This window comes from Leisingera sp. SA215 (assembly GCF_055902035.1).
In genome coordinates, this window is the sequence record NZ_JBVVXU010000010.1 from 81,035 (window position 1) to 105,386 (window position 24,352).

The following is a 24,352-nucleotide window of genomic DNA, read 5'->3' on the forward strand; positions in this document are numbered from 1 at the left end:
GAGGCATTTGGATAGGATCAATGGGCGACATAGAAGGCAGTTCTAACGCGGCGCAGGGCGCGCTGCAGAACATAAATGGCACGGCAGCGGAAGCGCCGGCCGCCGGGAAAACCAGGTTCTGGGCACGGCTTTTCGGGGCATTAAGCTCGGAGCCGCTGCCCCAAGAAGACAGTGGCCGCGAACAGCCCGCTGCCGGGACGGAACCGCCCGGCATGATGAACTTGCGCCGGCTGCGGGTCGAGGATGTTGCGATCCCCTCTGCGGAAATCGCTGCCGTGCCGGTCTCGATCGCCAAGAAAGACCTTGTTGGCATTTTCCGCGAAAGCGGGTTTACCCGGATTCCGGTATATGAGGGCACGCTGGACACGCCACTGGGCTTTGTCCACCTCAAGGATTTCTCCCTGAACCATGGCTTCAACGGCGGCACGTCGGATTTCGAACTGTCCCAAATGCTGCGCCCGCTGCTGTTCGTACCGCCGTCGATGCCGATCGGCGTGCTGCTGACCAAAATGCAGGCCGAGCGCCGTCATATGGCGCTGGTGATCGACGAATACGGCGGCGTTGACGGGCTTGTCACCATCGAGGATCTGATCGAGCAGGTCGTCGGCGAGATCGAGGATGAGCACGACGCGGATGAACTGCAGACCTGGTTCGAGGAAAAACCGGGATGCTACATCGCGCTTGCCCGTACGCCGCTGCCGGAGTTTGAAACCGAGATCGGCCAGTCTCTGACCAGCCACGATGACGTTGACGAAGAGGAGATCGAGACCCTGGGCGGGCTGGTCTTCATGCTCTCGGGCCGGGTGCCTGCCCGCGGCGAGGTGATCGAACACCCCGAAGGCGCCGAATTTGAAGTGATGGATGCCGACCCCCGGCGGATCAAGCGGTTGCGGGTCCGGTTGCCGGACGCCGCCGCATGATGACAGCCGGGCTGCGGCTGGCGGTGCGGCAGCTCCGGCCGGCCCGGGCCGGGCTGGCCTTCGGCGGCGGTGCGCTGGCCTCTTTGGCCCTTGCCCCCTGGAGCTTTTGGATCGGCCTGCCTGTTGCCTTGGGGGCCGCAGGCTGGCTGGTGCTGCAGGCTGCCACGGCGCGGACGGCGATGCTGGCCGGCTGGCTGTTCGGGCTGGGGTATTTTGCCTTTGGCCTGTCCTGGATCCTTGAACCTTTTCAGATCGACCCGGAACGCCATGCCTGGATGGCGCCCTTTGCGCTGTTCTTTCTGGCGGGCGGGCTTGCGTTGTTCTGGGGGGCGGCCTTTGGACTGGCGGTTCGGTTCAGCACCGGCGCCTGGAGGATCCCGATGCTGGCGGCCGCCTGGTCCTTGGCGGAACTTGGCCGCGCCTATCTGCTGACCGGCTTTCCCTGGGCGGCTTTCGGCCAGTTCTGGATCGACACGCTTGCTGTGAATCTGTTGCCTTGGACCGGCCCGCAGGGGCTGGCGCTGCTGACACTTACGGCCTTCTTGCCGCTGGCATTGCTGCGGCAGGCCCCGGCTGGAGCCTTGGCGCCGCTGGGTCTGGCGGCAGCCGCCGTTTTTGCCGCTCCCGCGCCGCCGCAGACAGATCCAACAGGCAAGACCGTGCGAATCGTTCAGCCCAACGCACCGCAGGATTTGAAATGGCACCCGGATCACCGCTGGGAATTTGTCCGCCGCGCTGTTGCTTTTTCTGCCGGAACACCGCGCCCGGACCTGATTGTCTGGCCGGAAACCGCGGTGCCGCAGCTGCTTAATTATGCGGATGACACCCTGCGGGCCCTTTCCGAAAACGCGGGCGGGGTTCCGGTGCTTCTAGGCATCCAGCGGGAAGAGGCGGGCGCTTATTACAATTCTGCAGTGCTGCTAGACGCGGATGGCCAGCCCGCCGCCGCCTATGACAAGGCGCACCTGGTGCCGTTCGGCGAATATGTGCCGTTTGGCGACGTTATGGCCCGGTTCGGGATCTATGGCTTCGCATCGCAGGCTGGGGCAGGTTATGCCGCCGGGCCGGGGCCGCAGGTAATGGATCTTCCTATCGGCAGCGCCTTGCCGCTGATCTGCTATGAGGCTGTTTTTCCACAGGATGTGAGCGCCGCAGACACCCGCCCGGACATGCTGGTGCAGCTCACCAACGATGCTTGGTTCGGCACCCGCTCCGGCCCTTACCAGCATCTGGTGCAGGCGCGGATGCGGGCGCTGGAGCAGGGGCTGCCGATGATCCGCGCCGCAAACACCGGGGTTTCGGCGATGATTGCGCCGGATGGGGGGATGCTGGACAGCCTGCCATTGGGAGAAGCAGGGTATATCGATGCCGACCTGCCCGCACCGCTGCCGCCGACGTTCTACAGCCGCACCGGTGACTGGCCGGTGTTCCTGCTGTGCCTGTTCGGCGCAGTGGCCGGATTCTTTTGCTCCCGCGCCCTTGCTCCGCGGTCATAGCGGGTTAACTCTAAACGAATATTGATTGACCCGCGCGGATGAGCCGCGTACTGCGGCCTGATACCTGCCACAACGGCTTCCTGGCGTGGCGGGCTGAACCCAATGGAGCACTCTTTTCATGACCCGTATGAACTACACTTTCACTTCGGAATCGGTTTCCGAAGGCCACCCGGACAAGGTTTGCGACCGCATTTCCGATGCGGTGCTGGACGCGTTCCTGGCGGAGGAGCCCGAAGCACGGGTGGCAGCTGAGACTTTCGCCACCACCAACCGTGTTGTCATCGGGGGCGAGGTTGGCCTGTCCGATCAGGACAAGCTGCACGACTACATGGGCAAGATTGACGAGATCACCCGTGCCTGCATTAAGGACATCGGCTACGAGCAGGACAAGTTCCACCACGAAACCGTGGAAGTGACCAACCTGCTGCACGAGCAGTCCGCGCATATCGCCCAGGGCGTGGATGCGTCCGGTGATAAGGACGAAGGTGCCGGCGATCAGGGTATCATGTTCGGGTTTGCCACCAATGAAACCGATGCGCTGATGCCTGCGCCGATCCAGTATTCCCACGCGATCCTGCGGCGCCTGGCGGAAGTGCGCAAAAACGGCACTGAGCCCGCGCTGGGCCCGGATGCCAAGTCGCAGCTGTCCGTGGTCTATGAGGGCGGCAAGCCGGTGGGCGTCAGCTCGCTGGTGCTGTCGACCCAGCATCTGGACGAAAGCCTGACCTCGGCCGACATTCGTGCGCTGGTGGAACCCTACATCCGTGAAACGCTGCCCGAAGGCTGGCTGACGGACGCCACCGAATGGCATGTGAACCCGACCGGCAAGTTTGTGATCGGCGGCCCGGACGGCGACGCTGGCCTGACCGGCCGCAAGATCATCGTGGATACCTACGGTGGTGCGGCCCCGCATGGCGGCGGCGCGTTTTCCGGCAAGGATCCGACCAAGGTGGACCGGTCGGCAGCCTATGCCGCGCGCTATCTGGCCAAAAACGTGGTCGCTGCGGGCATGGCAGAGAAATGCACCATTCAGCTGTCTTATGCCATCGGCGTGTCCAAGCCGCTGTCGATCTATGCCGACACGCACGGCACCGGAGAAGTGGATGCCGCAGCGATTGAGAAGGCGATTGACCAGGTGATGGATCTGACCCCACGCGGCATCCGTTCGCATCTTGGCCTGAACAAGCCGATTTATCAGCGCACCGCTGCTTATGGCCATTTCGGCCGCAACCCGGAAGCGGACGGCGGCTTCAGCTGGGAGCGCACCGACCTCGCTGAGGCGCTGAAGAAAGCGGTCTGAAACCGGACTGACCAAAACAGCAGAGCGGGCCGCGAGGTCCGCTCTTTTTCGTTTGGGAGATGCTCTCGCCCGCTTCGGTGCATTCAGGGGCTGCGCCTCATCCGTTGGGTCCAGCGCGGTGCTGCAGCGCGGCGGACCGGTCAGCATTGCTGACCGGATGTTTCGCGCGCGAACCATTGCGGCAGAATGGCTGACCTTTTTTCAGGCTGGAAGACACAGGCGGGCTGCACCATATTGCAAGGCAGTGTGTTTCCAAGTGCCGGGTTCGTAATGTTGCGGGTGATGATTGTTTTTTCCTATCTGGTTTTGGCGTCGGCTGCAGCCGCCAAAGAAGCCTTGCCGCAAAAGTTCAGCCTGCAAGGCAGAACGCTGGTTTATGACACGGAACGGGAAGCGGATGAGGAACTGGCGGAAATCACCGAACAGGATATCGGGCGCCTGCAGGAGATCCTGAAGAAAAACCCGGAAATCACAGAGCTGCAGCTCAACAGCGTCGGCGGCAGTATTTTTGCCGGGGAAGAAATTGCCGGGCTGGTGCTGGACTACGGGCTTGACACCTCGGTTGACGGGGAGTGTATCAGCGCCTGTGTTGATGTCTTTCTGGCCGGCAGCCGGCGGCGGATGACAATCGGGTCCAAAATCGGCTTCCACCAGCGCAGCTGGTCGGCGGCAGAAGTGCATAAATACTACCGGAGCGAGCGGAAAGCGCAGCGCTGGGCGACGCCTTTTGAGTTCGGCTCGTGGATCTATTTGGATACGCAGCAGGAGATTTTTGACCATCTCAGCTATATGGTGGAGCGCGGCGTTGATCCTGGTTTTGCGATCGAGACACTGCGGACGGATCCCAACGGGGAATGGTATCCCAGCCGTCTGCGGTTGATTGCAGCAGGGGTTTTGCGGGAGGTTCTGCCGGGCCGGCGCCCCTAGCCGACTTGACCTGGGGCGCCGCTTGCGGCAGAGCAGCGGCCAGCCTTTGACGAGACGCCCTGAACAGGAGCCCAGACGCATGTCCGGCGACCAAACGCCCCGCGACGACCAGCCCAAGCTAGCCCGGCCCGCTGCCGCCAATGCGGCCGATAAACACGCCAGCGGCGCGCCTTGGCGCAACTTCTATGGCCGCTTCAAAGGCAAGACCTTGAAGGACAGCCAGAAGCGCTACCTGAACGAGGATCTGGCGAGCCTCAGTCCCGGCGCCGTGGACTGGGATGTAAACCCGGACCGAACGCCGCTTGACCTTGATGCGCTGTTCGGCGGCAAGGATGTCTGGCTTGAAATCGGCTTTGGCGGCGGCGAGCACCTGGTGCATCAGGCCGCAAGCAATCCGGATGCAGGGATCATCGGCGCCGAGCCTTTTATCAACGGCGTGGCAATGCTGCTGGGCAAGATCCGCAAAGCCGGTGCAGATAATATTGCGGTGCATCCCGGTGACGCGCGTGATCTGATGGATGTGCTGCCCGAGGCCTCGATTTCGCGTGCCTTCCTGCTGTATCCGGACCCCTGGCCCAAGGCCCGCCATCACCGCCGCCGCTTTGTGACGCAAGAGCACCTGGAGCCGCTGGCCCGCTGCCTGAAGCCGGGCGCGGTCTTCCGGGTGGCCACCGATATTCCCGACTATGTGCGCCAAACCCTGGAGGAGGTGCCGAAAGCCGGCTTTGAATGGCTGGCAGAAGGGCCGGCTGACTGGCGCAAGTCCTGGGATGACTGGATTTCCACCCGCTATGAGCAAAAAGCCCTGCGCGAAGGCCGTACGCCGCATTACCTGACCTTCCGCCGCCTGGGCTGAGGGGGCGGGCGGGCGGCGGCCAAAGGCTCTGGACCGTCCAGCACCAATCCGATACCGATAGCGCCAACGTAAGTAAGCAGCGACAGACGAAGGAAGCCCCATGTCCGGACACGGCACGCCCATCCCGATGACCTCGCACCGTGCTGACCCGCTCAAGGGCGTGGCAGAGGTGCCCGGCGACAAGTCGATCTCGCACCGTTCGCTGATCCTGGGGGCGCTGTCGGTGGGGGAGACCAGGATCTCCGGCCTTTTGGAGGGCGAGGACGTTCTGGACACTGCCAAGGCGATGCAGGCCTTTGGCGCCGAGGTGGTGAACCACGGCGGCGGCAACTGGTCTGTGTTCGGCGTCGGCGTTGGCGGTTTTGCCGAGCCGGGCAACGTGATCGACTGCGGCAATTCCGGCACCGGGGTGCGGCTGATCATGGGGGTGATGGCCACCTCGCCGATCACTGCGACCTTCACCGGCGATGCCTCGCTGAACAAGCGGCCGATGGCGCGGGTCACTGATCCGCTGGCGCTGTTCGGCACCCAGTCCGTGGGCCGCTCCGGCGGGCGGCTGCCGATGACCATTGTCGGCGCGGCGGACCCGGTTCCGGTCCGCTATGAGGTGCCGGTGCCGTCGGCGCAGGTGAAATCCGCGGTGCTGTTTGCCGGCCTCAACGCGCCCGGCAAGACCGTGGTGATCGAAAAGGAAGCCACCCGCGACCATACCGAGCGGATGCTGGCGGGTTTCGGTGCCGAGATCACCACCGAGGATACTGAAGAGGGCCGCGTCATCACCCTGACCGGCCGTCCCGAGCTGAAGCCGCAGGTTATCGCGGTGCCGCGCGATCCGTCATCGGCTGCTTTTCCGGTCTGCGCCGCGCTGATCACGCCTGGCTCTGACGTGCTGGTGCCGAACATCGGGCTGAACCCGACCCGGGCGGGCCTCTACTACACCCTGCAGGACATGGGCGCGGATCTGACGTTTGAAAACATGCGCGAGGAGGGCGGCGAGCCGGTCGCAGATCTGCGTGCGAAATACTCGCCCGACATGAAGGGCATCGAAGTGCCGCCAGCGCGCGCCGCTTCGATGATCGACGAATATCCGGTGCTGTCGGTGGTTGCTTCCTTTGCGGAAGGCAAGACCATGATGGCCGGGGTCAAAGAACTGCGGGTCAAGGAAAGCGACCGGATCGATGCGATGGCCAAGGGCCTGCGCGCCAACGGCGTGACGGTTGAAGAGGGCGAAGATTGGTGGGAGGTCACTGGTCTGGGCATCTCCGGTGTGCCGGGCGGCGGCACCTGTGAAAGCGTCCTGGACCACCGCATCGCCATGTCCTTTATGGTGATGGGCATGGGCGCGCAGAAGGCGGTTTCGGTCGATGATGGCGGTCCGATTGCCACGTCCTTCCCGATCTTTGAGAGCCTGATGGGCGGATTGGGTGCCAAGCTGGAGCGCGCATGAGCGAAAGTTACACCATAGCCGTTGACGGGCCGGCTGCTGCTGGCAAGGGCACGTTGTCCAAGGCACTGGCGGCCCATTACGGTTTCGGCCATTTGGACACCGGCCTGCTGTACCGCGCCGTCGGGGCGAAAATGCTGGATGGCGCGGCCCCGGTCGAGGCGGCGGTGCACTTGACACCCGAGGAGCTGGCGCGCGATGACCTGCGCGGGCCGGAGGTGGCGCAGGCAGCCTCCAAGGTGGCAGTGATCGCCGAAGTCCGCGCCGCACTGGTGGATTTCCAGCGGGCCTTTGCCCGTCGCGCAGGTGGTGCGGTGCTGGACGGGCGCGATATCGGCACTGTGATCTGCCCATATGCGCAGGTGAAGTTTTTTGTCACTGCCAGCGCCGAAGTCCGCGCCCGGCGGCGGTTTCTTGAACTGGCCGCGGCCGGCAAGGTGACCACGCTGGACGAGGTTCTGGGCGATGTGAAGGCCCGGGACGAGCGGGACATGAACCGCGCCGAGGCGCCGCTCCGCCCGGCACCGGATGCCATCCTGATCGACACCAGCGATCTGAGCATCGAGGAGGCCTTGGCCAAGGCCATCGAGGTGATCGAAGCCCGCCGCGAGGCCGGTGAAACACTGGCGTAGACATCACCGATCCAAAAACACCCGCAGCTGACGCATCAGCCGCGGGGGCAAGGGCAAGTGGTACAGAGTGCGCTGACAGCTGTGTGCTTGTTCCGGTCCGATTGGCGGTCTGCGGTTTTTGCGGGCCCCGCCGCATCTTCCAGGAAGGCCGCGCGGGTGTCGGCGTTCAGGCACAGTTTGCCATCGTTCACCGGATACTGGCCCGGGTCTCCATCGAACTTTTCGCCGACCGATACGCCGTAGGAGAAGAAGCTGCCGTGCGGCGGCCGTTCCCGCCGGCCTAGCCCTTTGTGGAGGAAGCCTGACGCGGCGGCGCAGCAGCCTGTGGGCCTGTATCTGCAAGGACGCGCCGTATGGGCCAAAGTATTCGGAACTGCCGATGGCTTGGGGGCGGCTTGGCCGGACCGTCAATGCGGCCCATGCGGTCCGCACGTTGACAGGTACGAATTTCAGCCCGTACCCCGGTCACGGCAATAAATTTCGTCACAGCGGAGCGGGAAAAATACGCGCCAAGCCGTGTTTGGCAGAATAAGGTCGCTGCATTCAGCCTGGGGGAACGCATATGACCAGCTTTCAGGACCGCCTGACCGCGCTGCGCCGGAACTTCCACCGGCATCCGGAACTTGGCTTTCAGGAGGACCGGACCAAGGCCAAGGTGGCACAGCATCTGCGCAGTCTCGGGCTCGAGGTGCATGAAGGGATTGGCGTTGTCGGCTTGCTGCGGGCCGGCACAGGAAACCGGGCCATCGGGCTGCGGGCTGATATGGATGCGCTGCCGATAGCAGAAATCTCCACCCACGATTATGGTTCTGTAACGCCCGGAAAAATGCATGCCTGCGGCCATGACGGCCATATGACGATGCTTCTGGGCGCCGCCGAACGGCTGGTGCAGGAGCAGGGGTTTGACGGCACTGCTGTGTTCCTCTTCCAGCCCAACGAAGAACACGGGCTGGGTGCGCAGGCAATGATTGCAGAAGGCGTGCTGGAGCGGTTTCCGATTGAGGAGGTTTATGCCATCCACAATCTGCCGGGGGCGCCGGTGGGGCAGATCTCGACCCGGGCGGGCCAGATCTGCAGCAGCGAGAGCCTGTTTGAAATCGCAATCAAAGGGCGGGGCGGCCATGCTTCGATGCCGCAAGCCGGGGTCGACGCGATCACTGTCGGGGCCGAGATGGTGCTGGCATTGCAGACCATCGTCTCGCGCAAGCTGGTGCCGGGGGCGGGCGCGGTTGTGTCGGTCACAGAATTCCTGACCGACGGCCAGCGCAATGTGCTGCCGGGCCAAGCGGTGCTGAAGGGCGACGTGCGCGCACGCATGCCTGCGGACCGCGCGGCAATAGAACGCTTCATGCGCCAGATTGCTGCCGGTGTTGCTGCCACCCATGCGGTGGAAGCCGAGATGAGCTTCAACACCGAATTCAGAGAGACCATCAACGCGGCAGGCCCGGCCGAGGCTGCCTGCCGCGCAGGCGAGGCTGCGGGCTGCGAGGTGATCCGCGACCGCCCGCCGATGAGCTTCTCTGAGGATTTTGCCCATTTCGCCAACGCGGTGCCCGGCTGCTTCCTGCTGCTGGGCAATGGCGAGGAGGGCGCGCACGGCCAGCCGCTGCATGCGGCGGATTATGATTTCAACGACGCTCTGCTGCCGATTGGCGCCGAGTTCTGGGTGCAGCTGGTGCGTGACCGGCTGCCAGAGGGAAAGGACTGACGATGCTTGAACAATTTGCCGTTGCCCTGCGCCACACGGCAGGAAACCCAAAGTCCGGCGACGCCGCCTATACCGTTTTGTCCGAACAGGATTTCTCCGGTGCCTGTGCGGAAATCACCGCCTGGGAGGGCTATGAAGGGACGCCGCTGGTGTCGCTGCCGGGCTTGGCTGAAAAAATCGGCGTGGGCCGGATTGACTACAAACACGAAGGGCCGCGGTTCGGGCTGGGCAGCTTCAAGGCGCTGGGCGGGTCATATGCCGCTCAGCGGGTTCTGCAGCGCGAGCTGAGCCGCCGGCTGGGCAAGGACGTCAGCCTGGAGGAGATCCGCAAGGGCGCCCAGAAGGACGCCTGCGCCGGCATCACCCTGGTGTCTGCCACTGATGGCAACCATGGCCGCTCGCTGGCCTGGGGCTGCCAGCGGTTCGGCGCGCCCTGCCGGATTTACATCCATGCCGAGGTCAGCGAAGGCCGGGCCGTCGCCATGCGCGAATTGGGCGCCGAGGTGATCCGGATCGCTGGCGATTATGACGACTCGGTTCTGCTGGCCAAAAAGGAGGCAGAGGAAAACGGCTGGTTCGTGGTCTCTGACACCTCCTGGGAGGGCTATACCGAACCGCCGCGCGATGTGATGGCAGGCTATGGCGTGATGGCCCGCGAAGTCTGCGAAGCGCTGGAGCAGGCGCCGACCCATGTGTTCCTGCAGGGCGGTGTCGGCGGGCTGGCGGCCTCGGTCGCCGCGGCACTGCGGCAGATTTATGCTGTGCAGGCACCGCGGGTTGTGATTGTTGAACCCGAATTGGCGGCCTGCCTGTTTGACAGTGCGTGCAACGGCAAGGCGACCAATTTCGCAATTCAGGAAGAGACCATCATGGCGGGCCTCTCGTGCGGCGAACCTTCTGAAATGGCGTGGGAAATCCTGGCAGAAGAAGCCTCGGACTTTTTGACCATCCCCGACAGCATTGTCGCCCCCGCAGTGCGGCTGCTGGCCAATGCGGAAACCGGCGATCCGGCGGTTGAGGCCGGCGAAAGCGCCGTGGCGGGGCTGGCTGCCTTGATCGCGGCATGCCAGTCTGCCGGGATGAAGGAGACGCTGGGTCTGGATGAAAACGCGCGCGTGCTGCTGATTGGTTCCGAAGGTGTCACCGACCCGGCGATCTATGCCGCGATCATGGCAGGAAGGGACAATGTCTAAGGTGCCGGTGCGCGGTTTTCCGGAGGCGGAGTTTGCCGCGCGGACCCAAAAGGCGCAGACGCGGATGGCACAGCAGGGGTTGGATGGGCTTTTACTGCTGACAGAGGCAGAGGTCCGCTATTTCAGCGGTTTTCATACGCTGTTCTGGCAAAGCCCGACCCGGCCCTGGTTCCTGTTTGTGCCGCCTGAGGGCAAGCCCGTCGCGATCATCCCGGAAATCGGCGCTGACCTGATGCGCCGCACCTGGATCGAGGACATCCGCAGCTGGAGCGCGCCTGCACCGGAGGACGACGGCATCAGCCTGCTGACAGAGCTGCTGTCGCCGATTGCCGGGCGCGGTGGCAGTGTCGGTATCATGAAAGGCCATGAAACCGCGCTGCGGATGCCATTGGGCGACTATGAACGCTTAATGGCAGGCCTGCCGGGACTGAGTATCGCGGATGCAACGCCGCTGGTGCGCAGCCTGCGGATGGTGAAATCCACAGCGGAGATCGAAAAGCTGAGCCATATCTGCGCCATCGGCTCGCGCAGTTTTGCGCAGGTCCCGCAGATCGCCCATGAGGGGCAGCCGTTCGACGATCTGTTCCGCGCCTTCCGCCGCGAAGCACTGGCGCAGGGTGCGGACGACGTGCCCTATCTGGTCGGCGGCGCCGATCAAGGCGGCTACAGCGATGTGATCTCGCCGCCGACCAGCCGGCCGCTGCAGGCGGGCGACATCGTGATGCTGGACACCGGTTCGACCTGGGACGGCTATTTCTGCGATTTTGACCGCAACTTTGCCATCGGCCGCGCCGATGATCTGTCGCGCCGGGCTTATGATGTGCTGTGGCGGGCGACCGAGGCCGGGATTGCTGCTGCCAAACCGGGGGCGACCTGCCGGGATCTGTTCCAGGCCATGCAGTCCGTGATTGCGGAAATGGACGATCAGGGCGGCGATGTCGGCCGCCTGGGCCACGGGCTGGGGATGCAGCTGACCGAATGGCCCTCGCACGCGGCTTTTGACGATACGGTGATCGAGGAAAACATGGTGCTGACGCTGGAACCCTCGCTCGGCTACGGCGATGGCCGTATCATGGTCCATGAGGAGAACATCGTGGTGCGGGCAGATGGCGCAGACCTGCTGACAACCCGCGCCGCGCCTGAACTGCCGGTGATCTGAAGGAGGATCCGCGATGAAGCTCCCTTATGACACGGACGCCGGCATCGGCACTCGCGCCACGCTGGGTGTGATCGTGCTGGAAACCGATGAGACGCTGGAGCCGGAGTTCTCCCGGATGATGGCGCAGGAAGGGGTGGCGCTTTATCACAGCCGCATTCCGATGGCACCGGAGATCCGTCCGGAAACGCTGGCGCGGATGCTGGCGGACCTGCCGGCCTCGGCCCGGCTGCTGCCGTCCTCGCGGGACTTTGATGTGATTGGCTATGGCTGTACCTCGGCGTCGACGGTGATCGGCTCAGCCCAGGTGGCTGAGGCGGTGCAGACGGTCCTGCCCAAGGCCAGGGTGACCGACCCGCTGGCGGCAATCATCGCGGCGGGCCGGGCGCTGGGCGCCTCCCGGCTGGGGTTCGTCACGCCTTACCTGCCAGAGGTTTCTGCGCAGATGCGGTCCAATTTGGAAGACGCGGGGTTTGCAATCGCAGGCTTCGGCTCGTTTGAGGAAGTGGACGACCGGGTGGTGGCGCGGATCACCGAGGCGGCAATTTCGGACGCCGCCAAGCAGGTGGTAAAAGAGGGCGATTGCGATGCCATTGTGATTTCCTGCACCAATCTGCGCTGCCTGCGGGTCATTCCGGAGATTGAGGCACAGACCGCGGTGCCCGTTGTCTCCAGCAACCAGGCACTGGCCTGGCACATGCTGCGCCTTGCTGGTGTCACAGAGCGTCAGCCGCAATTCGGCAGGTTGTTCACACGGGGGCTGGCGCCCTGATAGATACAATGGTTAGGGATTTGTCAGCTGGCATTTTTGGTTCTGAGCCGGTTTTCAGTGCCGCGCAAACTGCGCTTGTAATCCCTGCGCAGATCGCCGCAGATTGCCAGTCGAAATCTGTCTTGTGCCTGCAAGGATGCCCAAATGCCTGCCACCCGTCCCAAGACCGGCCCCGCAAACCGGAACGTCCTGTTCATCATCATTGACCAGCTGCGGGCAGATTGCGTGTTCGGCGCGCTGGCCAGGCATGTGGAGCTGCCGAACATCCGCGCATTCATGAAGGATGCGGTGACGTTCAAACGGCATTTCTCGGTGACCAATCCTTGCGGCCCGTCGCGTGCCTCGATCCTGACCGGGCAGTATGCGATGAACCACCGGTCGGTGCGCAATGGCACGCCTTTGCGCCACGACACGCCGAACATTGCCACCGAGATGCGCAAGGCCGGCTATATGCCGATGCTGTTCGGCTATACCGACACCTCGCAGGATCCGCGCGCCTTTGACGCCAATGACCCGGCGCTGCGGACCTATGAATTTCCGATGAACGGCTTTCATGAGATGACCGAGATGCGGATGGAGATGTCCTATCCTTGGCAATCGCATCTGATGAACCGGGGCTACGGGTTCGAAAATTACTGGGACGTCTACAAACCGGTTTCACCCGATGGCGGCGCACCGAAACTGAACGATCCTGCGCTTTATGCGGCGGAGGACAGCGATACCGCGTTCCTCACAAATTCCTTTCTGGGCAAGATGACTGCCTATCACAAGGAAAGCTGGTTTGCCCATCTGACCTATATCCGGCCGCACCCGCCGCTGGTGGCGCCGGCGCCCTATAACACGATGTATGACCCCGCCAGCCTGCCGCTGCCGGTGCGTCTGAACAGCCCAGAGGCTGAGTGCAGCCAGCATCCCTTCTTTGATCCGCTGCTGCGCAACAGCGCTATCGCGGGCATTGTTGAGGGGTTCCCGGTTCTGGAGCCGACCGATGACAATATCCGCACCCTGCGCGCGCTCTACCTGGGGCTGGCGAGTGAGGTGGACCACCATGTCGGGCGGGTGATACGGTTCCTCAAGGATAGCGGCCAGTATGACAACACCATGGTGGTGATCACGGCAGATCATGGCGAGATGCTGGGCGACCGCCATTCCTGGGGCAAGATGACGGTCTATGACGCGGCTTATCACACGCCGCTGATCATCCGGATGCCGGGTAATGAGGACAATGCCGGTGCCTGCCTCAGCCAGATCACCGAGTCGATCGATGTGACGCCGACCATTCTGGACTGGGCCGGGCTGAAGATCCCGAACTCGATGGACGGGCGGTCGCTGCTGCCGCTGTTGCAGGGAGACGACCCGCAGGACTGGCGCCAGTATTCCTTCTCGGAGCTGGACTTCTCGGAGCCGCAGAAGCCGACGCTGTGGCAGCAGGCGCTGGGCACCTCCCCAAGCGACAGCTGTCTGGGGATCCTGCGCGATGCGCGGTTCACGCTGGTCGAGTTTGCCGCTGATCTGCCGCCGATGCTGTTTGACAGCGAAGGGCAGGGGGAGCTGGAGAACGTGGCCGGACAGCCGGCATATGCCGCTGATCTGAGCCGGCTGACGCGGTTGATGCTGCGGCACCGGATGAAAAACATGGATCATACGCTGTCGCTTATGTCGATCACCCCGGATGGCGTACGCGCCGTGTCCCGGGTTCCAGGGCAGAGATCCTGACCGCAGCCTGCTGCAGCTCGCAACGCATGACGTAAGGCGCCCCGGATCCCAAACCGCAGACCGGGCGCTGCCTGACTGATGTGTTGTGCTTAGACAAACCAGTCGTCGGTCAGGCTATCACCCGGCTTCACCCCTCTCAGATAGGCGATCTGAAACGCATCGTCACCGCCCTCGCCGTCGGCGTCATACTCCAGCCAGACCGTACGGCTGTCGCTGAGGCTCAGCTTGCCGCTGGACAGGGCGTCGCCAAGGCTGGTGCCCAGATCCAGAAGCAGCCCGTCTATGTCGAGGGCATCTCCATCGCGTAGTTTGAAATCGCCGATGGTATCCCCTGCGTCCTCGGCCGCGGTAAAGACAAACACATCGGCATCTCTGCCGCCCTTGAGGTAGTCCGCCCCTGCACCGCCTTCCAGCCGGTCCAGGCCGGAGCCACCATCGAGCGTGTCCATTCCGGCGCCGCCCGAAAGTTCATCGTCTTCCGAACCGCCTTTGATCTTGTCGGTGCCGTCGCCGCCGCTGAGGGTGTCATTGCCACTGTTGCCTTTCAGGAGATCGGTACCTTCCTGGCCGCTGAGGCTGTCGTCCCCTTTGCCGCCATCCAGTTTGTCGTCCCCGGCACCGGCCAACAGCGTATCGTTCCCTTTGCCGCCTTTGATCTGGTCCATGCCGCTGCCGCTGCTGAGCATATCATTGCCGTCGCCGCCATCAGCCCTGTTCTTGCCGTCGCCAGCCGAGAGCGTGTCATCCCCCATGCCGCCTTTCAGATTGTCCTCCCCGGCGCCGCTGGTGATCAGGTCGTTCCCGTTGCCGCCATCCAGCTTATTGGTGCCGTCACCGGCGTATATCGTGTCATTGCCATCACCGCCTTTAATGCGGTCCTGTTCGCTGCCACCGGACAAGCTGTCGTCGCCTTCACCACCGTCCAGTTTGTTTTCGCCATCGCCGGCGTACAGCGTGTCAGCTCCCTCGCCGCCAGCCAGCTTGTCGTTGCCGCTGCCTGAGGTGAGAGCATCATCCCCGGCGCCGCCGTCCAGCTTGTTGTCTCCATCACCGGCAGACATAGTGTCGTTGCCATCGCCGCCTGACATTTTGTCATTGCCGCTGCCGCTGGACATGCTGTCATTGCCGCCGCCACCTTCCAGTCTGTTTGTGCCCTCGCCGGCCGACATCGTATCATGGCCTTCGCCGCCTGACAGAAGGTCTTTGTCACTGCCGCCGGTAATGGCGTCGTCACCTTCGCCGCCGTCGATCCGGTTCTTGCCATCGCCGCCGTCCAGATTGTCATTCCCGCCGCCGCCATAAATCCGGTCTGCGCCGGCTCCGGCCGTGACAGTGTCATCGCCGTCTTCACCGGACAGGAAGTTTCTCCCGCTGCCGCCATGGAGCGTGTCATTCCCGCCGCCGCCATAGATATTGTCGTTGCCGTCTGCGGCGGTCAGGCTGTCATCGCCCAGGCCGCCATTGATTTTGTTGTTGCCGATGCCGCCGTCCAGCGTATCATTGCCGCCGCGCCCCTCCAGAAGATCGTTGCCGCCACGGCCTTCGATCAGATTTGCAAGCTCGTTGCCGTAGCCCTTATCTGACCCGCTGCCGAGAATGGCGTTCTCAATCTCGGAGCCGTCACTGATTGTCAGGCTCTTGGAGCCGATTTTTCCGGCTGCCCCGCTTGCCAGGTCGACTGTCGAGATCCGCGTGACAGCACTAAGGTCCAGGGTGTCAATTCCGCCATTCGTGTCAGTGACGGTTCCAAGCTGCTGGGTCCATTGCGTCACGAAGGTGTCGTCAAATACATATGTGTTTTCAATGGTTTCCGGAGTTGGATCCGGGTCAGGAGTCGGGTCCGGGTCCGGGTCAGGAGTCGGGTCGGGGTCCGGTGCCGGATCGGGTGCCGGGTCCGGATCAGGTGTGGGGTCCGGTGCCGGCCCCGGGGTTGCGGAAGTGTTGATGATCTCTGCCGGGTTGGCATCCTCGGTCACGCCGGCAAGAAAGACTAAAAGGATATTGCTGCCACCATGAGAAATCTTCAGCCATGATCCGCCGCTGCCGGCCTGCAGCGTAACGACGCCGTCGCCTGCGGGATCATCTCCTCCATAGCCAATTGCTTGCAACAGTTGCGCGATGCTGACCCTGTCGCCTGCTGCCAGATCAAAGTCAGCAATAGAATCGCCGGATTCGCTGAGGCTGCTGTATACGAACCGGTCTGCGCCGCTGCCGCCGGTAAGGAAGTCTGCGCCGCCGCCGCCGATCAAGGTATCGTTGCCGTCACCGCCCTCGATCTGGTCATTTCCGGCGCCGCTCTCCAGCTGGTTGGCCGCCGCGTTGCCTGTGATATGATCGATACCCGAACCGGTGACCGCGTTTTCGATCACGGTGCCGCGGGCAATGGCGAAATTGCCGGTCTTTCCGTTCAGGCTGGAAAAGACTTCCTCATTCAGATTCAATGTCTGATTGTAGGTGCGCGAGCCCAGGTCGATCAGGTCGATACCGCCAGTATCGACAATCGCCACGCCGAAGCCGCCGTTCAGATCCATGCCGAAGCGGCCGGTGGTTTGACCGTCACCATAAGTGGTGTTGCCCGTTTCGATGTTCACCGGCGTGCCGTAGAGATGGTGAACCGCCGCGATGTCAGCAAGCTGAGCGGTTGCGAGATAGGAAAATGAGGCATTCACTGCTGTATTTTCGGCTTGACTGAAATAGGACATGATCGACATTTGCCAGCTGTCATTGGCAAAATGCGCGTCCGAGCCGTAGCTGGCGCTGCCGTTGTAATTGCCGGTATGGCCCAGGCCGAGGGCGTGGCCGATCTCATGAATGTAAGTTTGCAGGTAGTAATTGCCGTACTGGGCCCATGCATCGTCGATATTGATGCTGGAGCTCAGAATTGTGCCATTGCTGACCGAGGAGCTGGCATAGGCCCCGGACTGGTTATCGTCGAAGGTGATCTTGGCGCTGCCGCTGGTTTCGACGAATTCAATTCCGGTGAGCGCGGTCCAGCTTTCCAGCGCCTTGCGTGCGGTATCTTTGCCGGTTCCATTCAGCCCGCTGAGGTTCACAGTGAGCTGACCGCCGGTTTCCACATCAAAGGACCGTTCTGAGCGGCCAGTCGACTGCCAGTATCCCTTGTACAGATATTCTGCCACCTGATCGACGGTATAGGTGGGTTTGCTGCCGGCCGGCTGGCCTGCTGAACCTGAGCCGCTGCTGGCGGTGTTTTCGGGAATTCTGTGATTGGCTTGACCGCAATATTCACACATGTCCGTGTTCCATCCTAGATCTATGAATTACAAAGGGAATTCAGTGTGCTGAAGCAACTTTCCGGCAAAGTCCGAGAGATCGTCCGCAGTCAGCTGCCCATCCATGACCGACTGTTCGATGACAGGGCCTTGGCCGCTGCGGCCGTCGCTGTGCTGCCAGGCCAGGCTGCCGGAGATCCAATCAGCCGCCTGGTTCTGTTCAACGAAACGCAGGGTCAGGTCTGCGCCGGTCTGCTGTCGGTCTGCAGCGGAAATCGTGGCACCGGGGAATGTCTTCTGCAAGCCGTTGGCCAGCGCTTTGCAGAGCGGCAGTTGCAGAGACCCGCTGTACTGCAGCTGAACAGTCCGCAACGGGCTGCCGGATACCGCAGTGCCAGTGATCAGCAGCTGGATTGCGCCGGAACAGCTGGAAAGATCTCCAGGTGAAGTCATTGGGAGTGTGCTCGCTCAGAAGGTCGAAGGATTAGGTTCAGTCCCGCGCCGTTCTGGCTGCAGCTTCAGGTTTAGCCGCCGATTGGGGCTAAATGGCGGTTGCGATCCTGGCAACATTAAGACGTCATTAACCGCCATTAACCATGCAGCAGGGAAAGGATGACAGCGCAGCCCTGTCGGCACCTGCGCTGTTATTGCAAATCATTCTCAATTTCATTGACAGTTGAGAATGATTTGCAATAACGATGCATCACAGACATCTTCAAAACGGAGAATCGGATGTTCCCGAACCTGCTCAAGACAGTTTCCGCCGCCGCTTTTGCGGCCGCTGCTGCCAGCGCTGCCATGGCTGAAGACAAGATGAAGGTGGTCACAACCTTTACCGTTCTGGCAGATATGGCGGCCAATGTGGCGGGGGATGCCGCCGAGGTGGTCTCGGTCACCAAGCCCGGCGCCGAGATCCACGGCTATGAACCGACGCCGCGCGATATCGTGCGGGCCTCCGATGCCGACCTGATCCTGTGGAATGGCATGAATCTGGAGCTGTGGTTCGAACAGTTCCTGTCCAACATGAAGGATGTGCCCTCGGTGACGCTGACCGATGGAATCGATCCGATCCCGATCGGGGCCGGCTCCTACGAGGGCAAGCCCAACCCGCATGCCTGGATGGGTCTGGATAACGCGCTGATCTACATAGACAATATCGTCGAGGCTTTTGCCGAGCACGATCCTGAAAACGCCGCCGTCTACGTCAAGAACGCCGGCGAATACAAGGACAGGCTGCGCGCCACGATTGAGCCGCTGCGCCGCGCCATTGCCGAAATTCCCGAAGACAAGCGCTGGCTGGTGACCTGCGAAGGCGCCTTCAGCTATCTGGCCCGCGACTTCGGCATGAAGGAGCTGTACCTGTGGCCGATGAACGCCGATCAGGTCGGCACCCCGCAGCAGGTGCGCGCGGTGATCGACGGGGTGCGCGCCAATGATATCCCGGTGGTATTCTGCGAAAGCACCGTCAACACCGCTCCGGCCGAGCAGGTGGCCCGTGAAACCGGCGTGGCCTATGGCGGTGAGCTTTATGTCGACTCGCTCAGCGAAGCGGACGGTCCGGTGCCCACCTATCTGGACCTGCTCAGGGTCACGTCCCAAACCGTGGCACGCGGTCTGACCGAGGTCACCAACTGAGCCTTTCAATGAATATGCTTTTGCCCCGCAGCACGTGCTGCGGGGCGTTTCATTTCACAAAGCACATATTCTGTGTGTAACTCTGCAGGACAGCCCATGCTTGATGCCAGTGAGACCCGCATTATGAATGCCAGCGCCACGCCCGCCGATGACGGGATCGCCGCCAAGAACGTCACGGTGACCTATCGCAACGGCCATACCGCGCTGTGGGATGCCAGCTTTGCCATTCCCCGCGGCACCGTCACTGCTCTGGTTGGCGTGAATGGGGCGGGAAAGTCGACCCTGTTCAAGGCGATCATGGGGTTTGTACCGGCCGCGCAGGGCGAAATCAGCATTCTCGGCATGACGGTGAAGCAGGCCTTGCGCAAGAACCTGGTCGCCTATGTGCCGCAGTCCGAGGAGGTCGACTGGGCCTTTCCGGTGCTGGTCGAGGATGTGGTGATGATGGGCCGCTATGGCCATATGGGGTTCCTGCGCCGCCCCAAGGCGGCGGATCACGAGGCCGTCGAGCAGGCGCTGCACCGGGTCAACATGCAGGATTTCCGCCACCGCCAGATCGGCGAGCTGTCCGGCGGCCAGCGCAAGCGGGTGTTCCTGGCGCGTGCTTTGGCGCAGGACGGGCAGGTGATCCTGCTGGACGAGCCTTTTACCGGGGTGGACGTGAAGACCGAAGAACAGATCATCGCCCTGTTGCGCGAGCTGCGGGCCGAGGGCCGGGTGATGCTGGTTTCCACCCACAACCTGGGCAGCGTGCCGGAGTTCTGCGATCGCACCGTTCTGGTCAAGGGCACGGTGCTGGGGCACGGCCCGACCGCAACAACCTTTACCCGCGAGAATCTTGAACACGCCTTTGGCGGGGTGCTGCGCCATTTCACCCTGGGCGGCCAAGCGCTGCATGACGACGGCGACACCCGCGAGGTCACCATCCTGACCGACGATGAGCGTCCCTTTGTGCAATACGGTGAAAAGACCCAGACCAGCGAGAGCCGGGAACAGGAATGATGGAATATCTGCTGGAGCCGTTCTCCTATGGCTATATGACCAATGCGATGTGGGTCTCGGCGCTGGTCGGCGGCGTCTGCGCCTTCCTGTCGGCCTATCTGATGCTCAAGGGCTGGTCGCTGATTGGCGATGCGCTCTCGCACTCGGTGGTGCCGGGGGTGGCGGGAGCCTATATCCTGGGCCTGCCGTTTGCGCTGGGCGCCTTCATTGCCGGCGGGCTGGCGGCGGGGGCGATGCTGTTCCTGTCGGAGCGTTCCGGCCTCAAGGTTGATGTGATCATCGGATTGATCTTCACCTCCTTCTTCGGCCTTGGGTTGTTCATCGTCTCGATCAGTCCGATGTCGGTCTCAGTCCAGACCATCACCATGGGCAACATCCTGGCGATCACGCCCGAGGATACGCTGCAGCTGGCAATCATCGGCTTTGTCTCGCTGGCGGTACTGCTGGCCAAGTGGAAGGACCTGATGGTCACCTTCTTTGACGAAAACCACGCCCGCACCATCGGGCTCAAGCCCGGGCTGCTGAAGACGGTGTTCTTTGTGCTTCTGTCGGCCTCCGTCGTGGCGGCAATGCAGACCGTCGGCGCGTTTCTGGTAATCGCCATGGTGGTGACGCCGGGTGCCACCGCCTATCTGCTGTGCGACCGGTTTCCGCGGCTGATCATGGTGTCGGTGCTGATCGGTGCCCTCACCAGCTTCTTTGGCGCCTACGCCAGTTATTTTATGGACGGTGCCACCGGCGGCATCATTGTGACCCTGCAGACGCTGATCTTTCTGACGGTCTTTGTCTTTGCTCCGAAACACGGGCTGCTGGCCGCAAAACGCAAGGCGCGCGAGGCATTGAAACGCGGCCCCGCCGCACAAGAGGGAGCTGTGTGATGGACTTCGAAAGCCTTTTGATGCCGTTCCAGTTCGCGTTCATGCAGAACGCTTTTCTGATCTCGATGATAGTTTCGGTTCCGACGGCGCTGCTCTCGTGCTTTCTGGTGATGAAGGGCTGGGCGCTGATGGGCGATGCGGTCAGCCATGCGGTGCTGCCCGGTATCGTTCTGGCCTATATCGCAGGGCTGCCGCTGATCCTGGGCGCTTTTGCTGCGGGCATGCTCTGTGCGGTTGCCACTGGCTATCTGTCCGGCAATAGCCGGGTGAAACAGGACACGGTGATGGGGGTAGTCTTCTCCGGCATGTTCGGCCTCGGTATCGTGCTCTATGTCTCGGTTGAGACCAACGCACATCTGGACCACATACTGTTCGGCAACATGCTGGGGGTGGAGCCGAATGAGCTGTGGACCGCGGGCATCATCTCGCTGGGTGTTGGCGCGGCGCTGGTGCTGAAATGGAAAGATCTTGTGCTGCACAGTTTTGACCCCGCTCAGGCGCAAGCCTCCGGCCTGCCGGTGACAGTGCTGCACTACGGGCTGCTGGCGGCGCTGTCGCTGACGATTGTGGCCACCCTGTCCGCGGCAGGGCTGATCCTGGCGATTGGATTGCTGATTGCGCCGGGTGCCATCGCCTTTCTGGTGGTGCGCAAGTTCAGCACCATGCTGTGGGTCTCGGTTCTGGTCTGCATGGTGTCGATGCTGGCGGGCACTTATGCCAGCTTCTTCCTCGACAGCGCGCCGGCTCCGACCATCGTGCTGATCCTGACATTGCTGTTCATCCTTGCGTTTGTGCGGCGGCTGCATGTGACCCGCCGCACGTCGAAGCAGCGAGTCAGGGATACTTCAGGGATCGTGTGATTCAGGCGCTGCCGGGCCTGGCCATTTCCAGCAGCCATTCGCGCACCAGTTCGGCGTTGGGAATCAGGTCCTGGCTCTTGGACCAGACCAGATAGAACCCTGATCCGGTGGTCCACGACCAATCCTGGCGCGCGGCCAGCAGCCCTTGTTTGATCAGCGGCTCGGTCACATGCTGCCAGCCAAAGGCAAAGCCCTCGCCGGCGATGGCCGCCTGCAGCACCAGCGCATAGTCGTTGAGGCGCAGGCCGGCGGCGGGAGGGCGGCCGGTGACCTTGAAATGCGCAAACCATTGCTGCCAGCTGGGCCGTTCGCGGATCGGCTCTTCCAGGTGGATCAGCCGCTCATGCAGCAGGTTCGGCACCGTCGCCAGATTGACGGCCGAGGCCATCACCCGCGGGCTTGCCACCGGAAAGATCACCTCGGGTGCGATCAGGGCGGAATGGCAGTCCGGCCAGTTTCCCTGCCCGCGCCGCACCGCCAGCGAGATGCCTTCGGTATTTATGTCCGGCTCCCGGTCAGAGCTTTGCAGCCGCAAGTCGATATCGGGATGAACCTCGTGCAGCCGGGCCAGTCTTGGCATCACCCAGTAGTATGCAAAGGCAGAGGAGCAATTGAGCGTGACATGGTCGTTGCGCCCGAACTGCCGGACCGCTTTGGCGGAGGACAGGATATCCTCCAGCGCCTTGGAGACATCTGTATAAAGCCGCATTCCCGCCCCGGTCAGCTCCACTTTGCGGTGGCTGCGGCGGAACAGAACCACCCCCAGTGACGCTTCCATCTGCTTGATCGCGGCACTGACGGCCGGCTGCTGCACGTTCAGCTCTTCCGACGCACGGGTAAAGGAGCCGTGCCTTGCGGCGGCCTCAAAAACGATCAGGTGGCGGGGGCTGGTAAGGAGCTTCCACAGTTCTTGCATAACCCTCAATTATCCAAACGATCAGATTTTTCAACCGTCACAAATGCCGGCCTCAGGCTTAGTGTGGTTCATCACTTGAGATTTTGGAGAGCCCCATGGCCCGACGCGCCCGCGCATCCCGCGATAGAAACACCGCTCCGGCGGGTGCCCCCGCATCGCCGTTCATCCAGCGCAGGCTGCCGTTCTTTGATATGCTGGACGAGGAGAAACTGGTCAAGCTGGAGGCCCAGGTCGATTGGATTTTTGAAGACGTCGGCATCGCTTTCCGGGATGACCCGGAGGCGCTCAGGATCTGGAGGGAGGCCGGCGCACGGATTGACGGCGACATCGTGCGGGCGGATGCGCAGTGGATCCGCGCGCTGTGTGCCAAGGCGCCGCGCGCGTTTACCCAGCTGGCCCGCAACCGTGAACGGTCGGTGACCATCGGCGGCAACAATCAGGTTTTTGCCCCGATCTATGGCGCGCCGTTTGTGCGCGATCTAAAGGGCGGTCGCCGCTATGGCGACATGGAGAGCTTCGAGAAGCTGGTGAAGCTCACCTATATGCATCCGAACCTGCATCACGGCGGCTTTGTGATCTGTGAGCCTTGCGACGTGCCGGTGAGCAAGCGTCATTTCGACATGCTGTTTGCCCATATGACGCTGAGCGACAAGCCGCATCTGGGCGCGATCACCGAGATGAGCCGGGCGCAGGACAGCGTCGGCATGGCCGAGATCGTCTTTGGCAAGGATGTCATGGACAACAACTGCGTGATCATGGGCAATGTGAATACCAATTCGCCCCTGCTGGTCGACAAGGTGGTGACCGAGGCGATCCGGGTCTATTCCGCCCGTGGGCAGGGGATTGTCGTTGTGCCGTTTATCCTTACGGGTGCGATGGGGCCGGTGTCGACGGCGGCCTCGGTGGCGCAGGCGATGGCCGAGGCAATGATGGTCTGTGCCTTCACCCAGCTGGTACGCCCCGGGGCGCCGTTTGTGCTGGGGAACTTCCTCAGCTCGATGTCGCTGAAGTCCGGCGCGCCGACTTTTGGCATGCCCGAGCCGGTGGTGTCGAACTATGCGATCGGCCAGCTGGCCCGCCGTGCCGGTCTGCCGTTGCGTTGCGGCGGCTCGCTGACGGCATCCAAGATCGAGGATGCGCAGGCGGCTTACGAGAGTGCCGACTCGATGCATTCCACCATGCTGGCCGGGGCCAATTATGTGCTGCATTCGGCGGGCTGGCTGGAAGGCGGGCTGTGCACCGGGTTTGAGAAGCTGGTGATGGATGCCGACCGGCTGGGCTCGTACCAGAAGGTGCTGAGCCATGGGCTGGATACCAGCGATGAGGCCTTTGCCCGCGACGCGTACGCCGAGGTGGGGCCCGGCGGCCATTTCCTTGGCTCAGCCCACACCATGCGCAACTACCAGACCGCGTTCTATGAGCCGACACTCAGCGACAGCGAAAACGTTGAAAGCTGGGAGGAGGGCGGCTCCAAGGACATGCGCCAGCGGGCCTATGAGCGCTGGAACCAGATGCTGAACGAGTATCAGGCGCCGCCTATGGATGAGGCGGTGAAGGAAGAATTGGCCGCCTATGTCGCCCGCCGCAAGGAGGAGATCCCGGATGCGTGGTACTGAGTTAACCTTTTCTTCACGCATAAGCGCCGGTGATGCAATAGGGGCGGGTTTGCCCCGGCACCCACTGTGCACCCCCCGTACACCTCCTGTGC

Annotated in this window: 20 protein-coding genes and 1 riboswitch; of the genes, 17 read left to right on the forward strand and 3 right to left on the reverse strand. The window is 62.6% G+C overall.

Annotation, left to right across the window (positions count from 1 at the left end):
* Window positions 1–20 precede the first annotated feature (20 nt).
* The 12 genes from AC0KW6_RS12710 to AC0KW6_RS12765 all read left to right on the forward strand — a co-directional run bounded on the left by AC0KW6_RS12710 (window position 21) and on the right by AC0KW6_RS12765 (window position 14,120).
* Complete coding sequence (locus AC0KW6_RS12710; RefSeq protein WP_323778165.1) at window positions 21–920, forward strand: hemolysin family protein; 900 nt, start codon at window positions 21–23, stop codon at window positions 918–920.
* Window positions 917–2,416: an apolipoprotein N-acyltransferase gene (gene lnt / locus AC0KW6_RS12715; protein ID WP_474035054.1), complete on the forward strand. Its 1,500-nt coding sequence runs from the start codon at window positions 917–919 to the stop codon at window positions 2,414–2,416. The genes AC0KW6_RS12710 and lnt overlap by 4 nt, the downstream gene beginning before the upstream one ends.
* Window positions 2,417–2,477: 61 nt before the next feature.
* Window positions 2,478–2,526: riboswitch (SAM-SAH riboswitch) on the forward strand.
* An 8-nt stretch (window positions 2,527–2,534) separates the two neighbouring features.
* Window positions 2,535–3,716: a methionine adenosyltransferase gene (gene metK / locus AC0KW6_RS12720; RefSeq protein ID WP_323778161.1), complete on the forward strand. Its 1,182-nt coding sequence runs from the start codon at window positions 2,535–2,537 to the stop codon at window positions 3,714–3,716.
* A gap of 270 nt (window positions 3,717–3,986) precedes the next feature.
* Window positions 3,987–4,643, forward strand: coding sequence for a COG3904 family protein (locus tag AC0KW6_RS12725; RefSeq protein WP_474035055.1), 657 nt, complete (start codon window positions 3,987–3,989; stop codon window positions 4,641–4,643).
* A 79-nt stretch (window positions 4,644–4,722) separates the two neighbouring features.
* Complete coding sequence (gene trmB, locus AC0KW6_RS12730) at window positions 4,723–5,499, forward strand: tRNA (guanine(46)-N(7))-methyltransferase TrmB (RefSeq protein ID WP_474035056.1); 777 nt, start codon at window positions 4,723–4,725, stop codon at window positions 5,497–5,499.
* A 100-nt stretch (window positions 5,500–5,599) separates the two neighbouring features.
* Window positions 5,600–6,946: a 3-phosphoshikimate 1-carboxyvinyltransferase gene (gene aroA, locus AC0KW6_RS12735; protein ID WP_474035057.1), complete on the forward strand. Its 1,347-nt coding sequence runs from the start codon at window positions 5,600–5,602 to the stop codon at window positions 6,944–6,946.
* Entirely contained in the window at window positions 6,943–7,575 is a 633-nt protein-coding gene (locus tag AC0KW6_RS12740) for a (d)CMP kinase (RefSeq protein WP_474035058.1), read from the forward strand. Before aroA ends, AC0KW6_RS12740 begins: the two co-directional genes overlap by 4 nt.
* 562 nt (window positions 7,576–8,137) lie before the next feature.
* The gene (locus AC0KW6_RS12745; protein ID WP_323778151.1) at window positions 8,138–9,283 is read left to right on the forward strand and encodes an amidohydrolase; all 1,146 of its coding nucleotides are present in this window, start codon (window positions 8,138–8,140) and stop codon (window positions 9,281–9,283) included.
* 2 nt (window positions 9,284–9,285) lie between these two features.
* On the forward strand, window positions 9,286–10,476 hold the full coding sequence (locus AC0KW6_RS12750) for a diaminopropionate ammonia-lyase (RefSeq protein WP_474035059.1): 1,191 nt from the start codon (window positions 9,286–9,288) through the stop codon (window positions 10,474–10,476).
* Window positions 10,469–11,635, forward strand: coding sequence for a Xaa-Pro peptidase family protein (locus AC0KW6_RS12755; protein ID WP_323778149.1), 1,167 nt, complete (start codon window positions 10,469–10,471; stop codon window positions 11,633–11,635). Before AC0KW6_RS12750 ends, AC0KW6_RS12755 begins: the two co-directional genes overlap by 8 nt.
* Before the next feature lie 13 nt (window positions 11,636–11,648).
* Window positions 11,649–12,404 carry a maleate cis-trans isomerase family protein gene (locus tag AC0KW6_RS12760; protein WP_474035060.1) on the forward strand — a complete coding sequence of 252 codons (756 nt, stop codon included), beginning with the start codon at window positions 11,649–11,651 and terminating at the stop codon, window positions 12,402–12,404.
* 144 nt (window positions 12,405–12,548) lie between these two features.
* Window positions 12,549–14,120: an alkaline phosphatase family protein gene (locus AC0KW6_RS12765; RefSeq protein ID WP_474035061.1), complete on the forward strand. Its 1,572-nt coding sequence runs from the start codon at window positions 12,549–12,551 to the stop codon at window positions 14,118–14,120.
* 89 nt (window positions 14,121–14,209) lie between these two features.
* Here the strand turns inward: AC0KW6_RS12765 and AC0KW6_RS12770 are convergent, their stop codons facing one another.
* Both AC0KW6_RS12770 and AC0KW6_RS12775 read right to left on the reverse strand, forming a co-directional pair.
* Window positions 14,210–17,374, reverse strand: coding sequence for a M10 family metallopeptidase (locus AC0KW6_RS12770; protein WP_474035062.1), 3,165 nt, complete (start codon window positions 17,372–17,374; stop codon window positions 14,210–14,212).
* 27 nt (window positions 17,375–17,401) lie between these two features.
* A complete protein-coding gene (locus AC0KW6_RS12775; protein WP_323778141.1) occupies window positions 17,402–17,806 on the reverse strand; it encodes a hypothetical protein in 405 nt (134 codons plus the stop codon).
* 279 nt (window positions 17,807–18,085) lie between these two features.
* On the opposite strand from AC0KW6_RS12775, the gene AC0KW6_RS12780 reads away from it, so the two are divergent.
* From AC0KW6_RS12780 to AC0KW6_RS12795, 4 genes are all read left to right on the forward strand, one after another.
* Complete coding sequence (locus AC0KW6_RS12780; RefSeq protein ID WP_323778139.1) at window positions 18,086–18,988, forward strand: metal ABC transporter substrate-binding protein; 903 nt, start codon at window positions 18,086–18,088, stop codon at window positions 18,986–18,988.
* A gap of 96 nt (window positions 18,989–19,084) precedes the next feature.
* A complete protein-coding gene (locus AC0KW6_RS12785) occupies window positions 19,085–19,990 on the forward strand; it encodes a manganese/iron ABC transporter ATP-binding protein (RefSeq protein WP_474035063.1) in 906 nt (301 codons plus the stop codon).
* Window positions 19,990–20,868 carry a metal ABC transporter permease gene (locus AC0KW6_RS12790; protein ID WP_323784410.1) on the forward strand — a complete coding sequence of 293 codons (879 nt, stop codon included), beginning with the start codon at window positions 19,990–19,992 and terminating at the stop codon, window positions 20,866–20,868. Before AC0KW6_RS12785 ends, AC0KW6_RS12790 begins: the two co-directional genes overlap by 1 nt.
* Window positions 20,868–21,728, forward strand: a complete 861-nt coding sequence (locus AC0KW6_RS12795; protein WP_474035064.1) for a metal ABC transporter permease — start codon at window positions 20,868–20,870, stop codon at window positions 21,726–21,728. The genes AC0KW6_RS12790 and AC0KW6_RS12795 overlap by 1 nt, the downstream gene beginning before the upstream one ends.
* Window position 21,729: 1 nt before the next feature.
* On the opposite strand, the gene AC0KW6_RS12800 is transcribed toward AC0KW6_RS12795, so the two are convergent.
* Window positions 21,730–22,644 (reverse strand): LysR substrate-binding domain-containing protein, encoded by a 915-nt coding sequence (locus AC0KW6_RS12800; RefSeq protein ID WP_474035065.1) that lies wholly within the window; start codon window positions 22,642–22,644, stop codon window positions 21,730–21,732.
* 95 nt (window positions 22,645–22,739) lie between these two features.
* On the opposite strand from AC0KW6_RS12800, the gene AC0KW6_RS12805 reads away from it, so the two are divergent.
* The gene (locus AC0KW6_RS12805; protein ID WP_323776125.1) at window positions 22,740–24,260 is read left to right on the forward strand and encodes a trimethylamine methyltransferase family protein; all 1,521 of its coding nucleotides are present in this window, start codon (window positions 22,740–22,742) and stop codon (window positions 24,258–24,260) included.
* Window positions 24,261–24,352 lie beyond the last annotated feature (92 nt).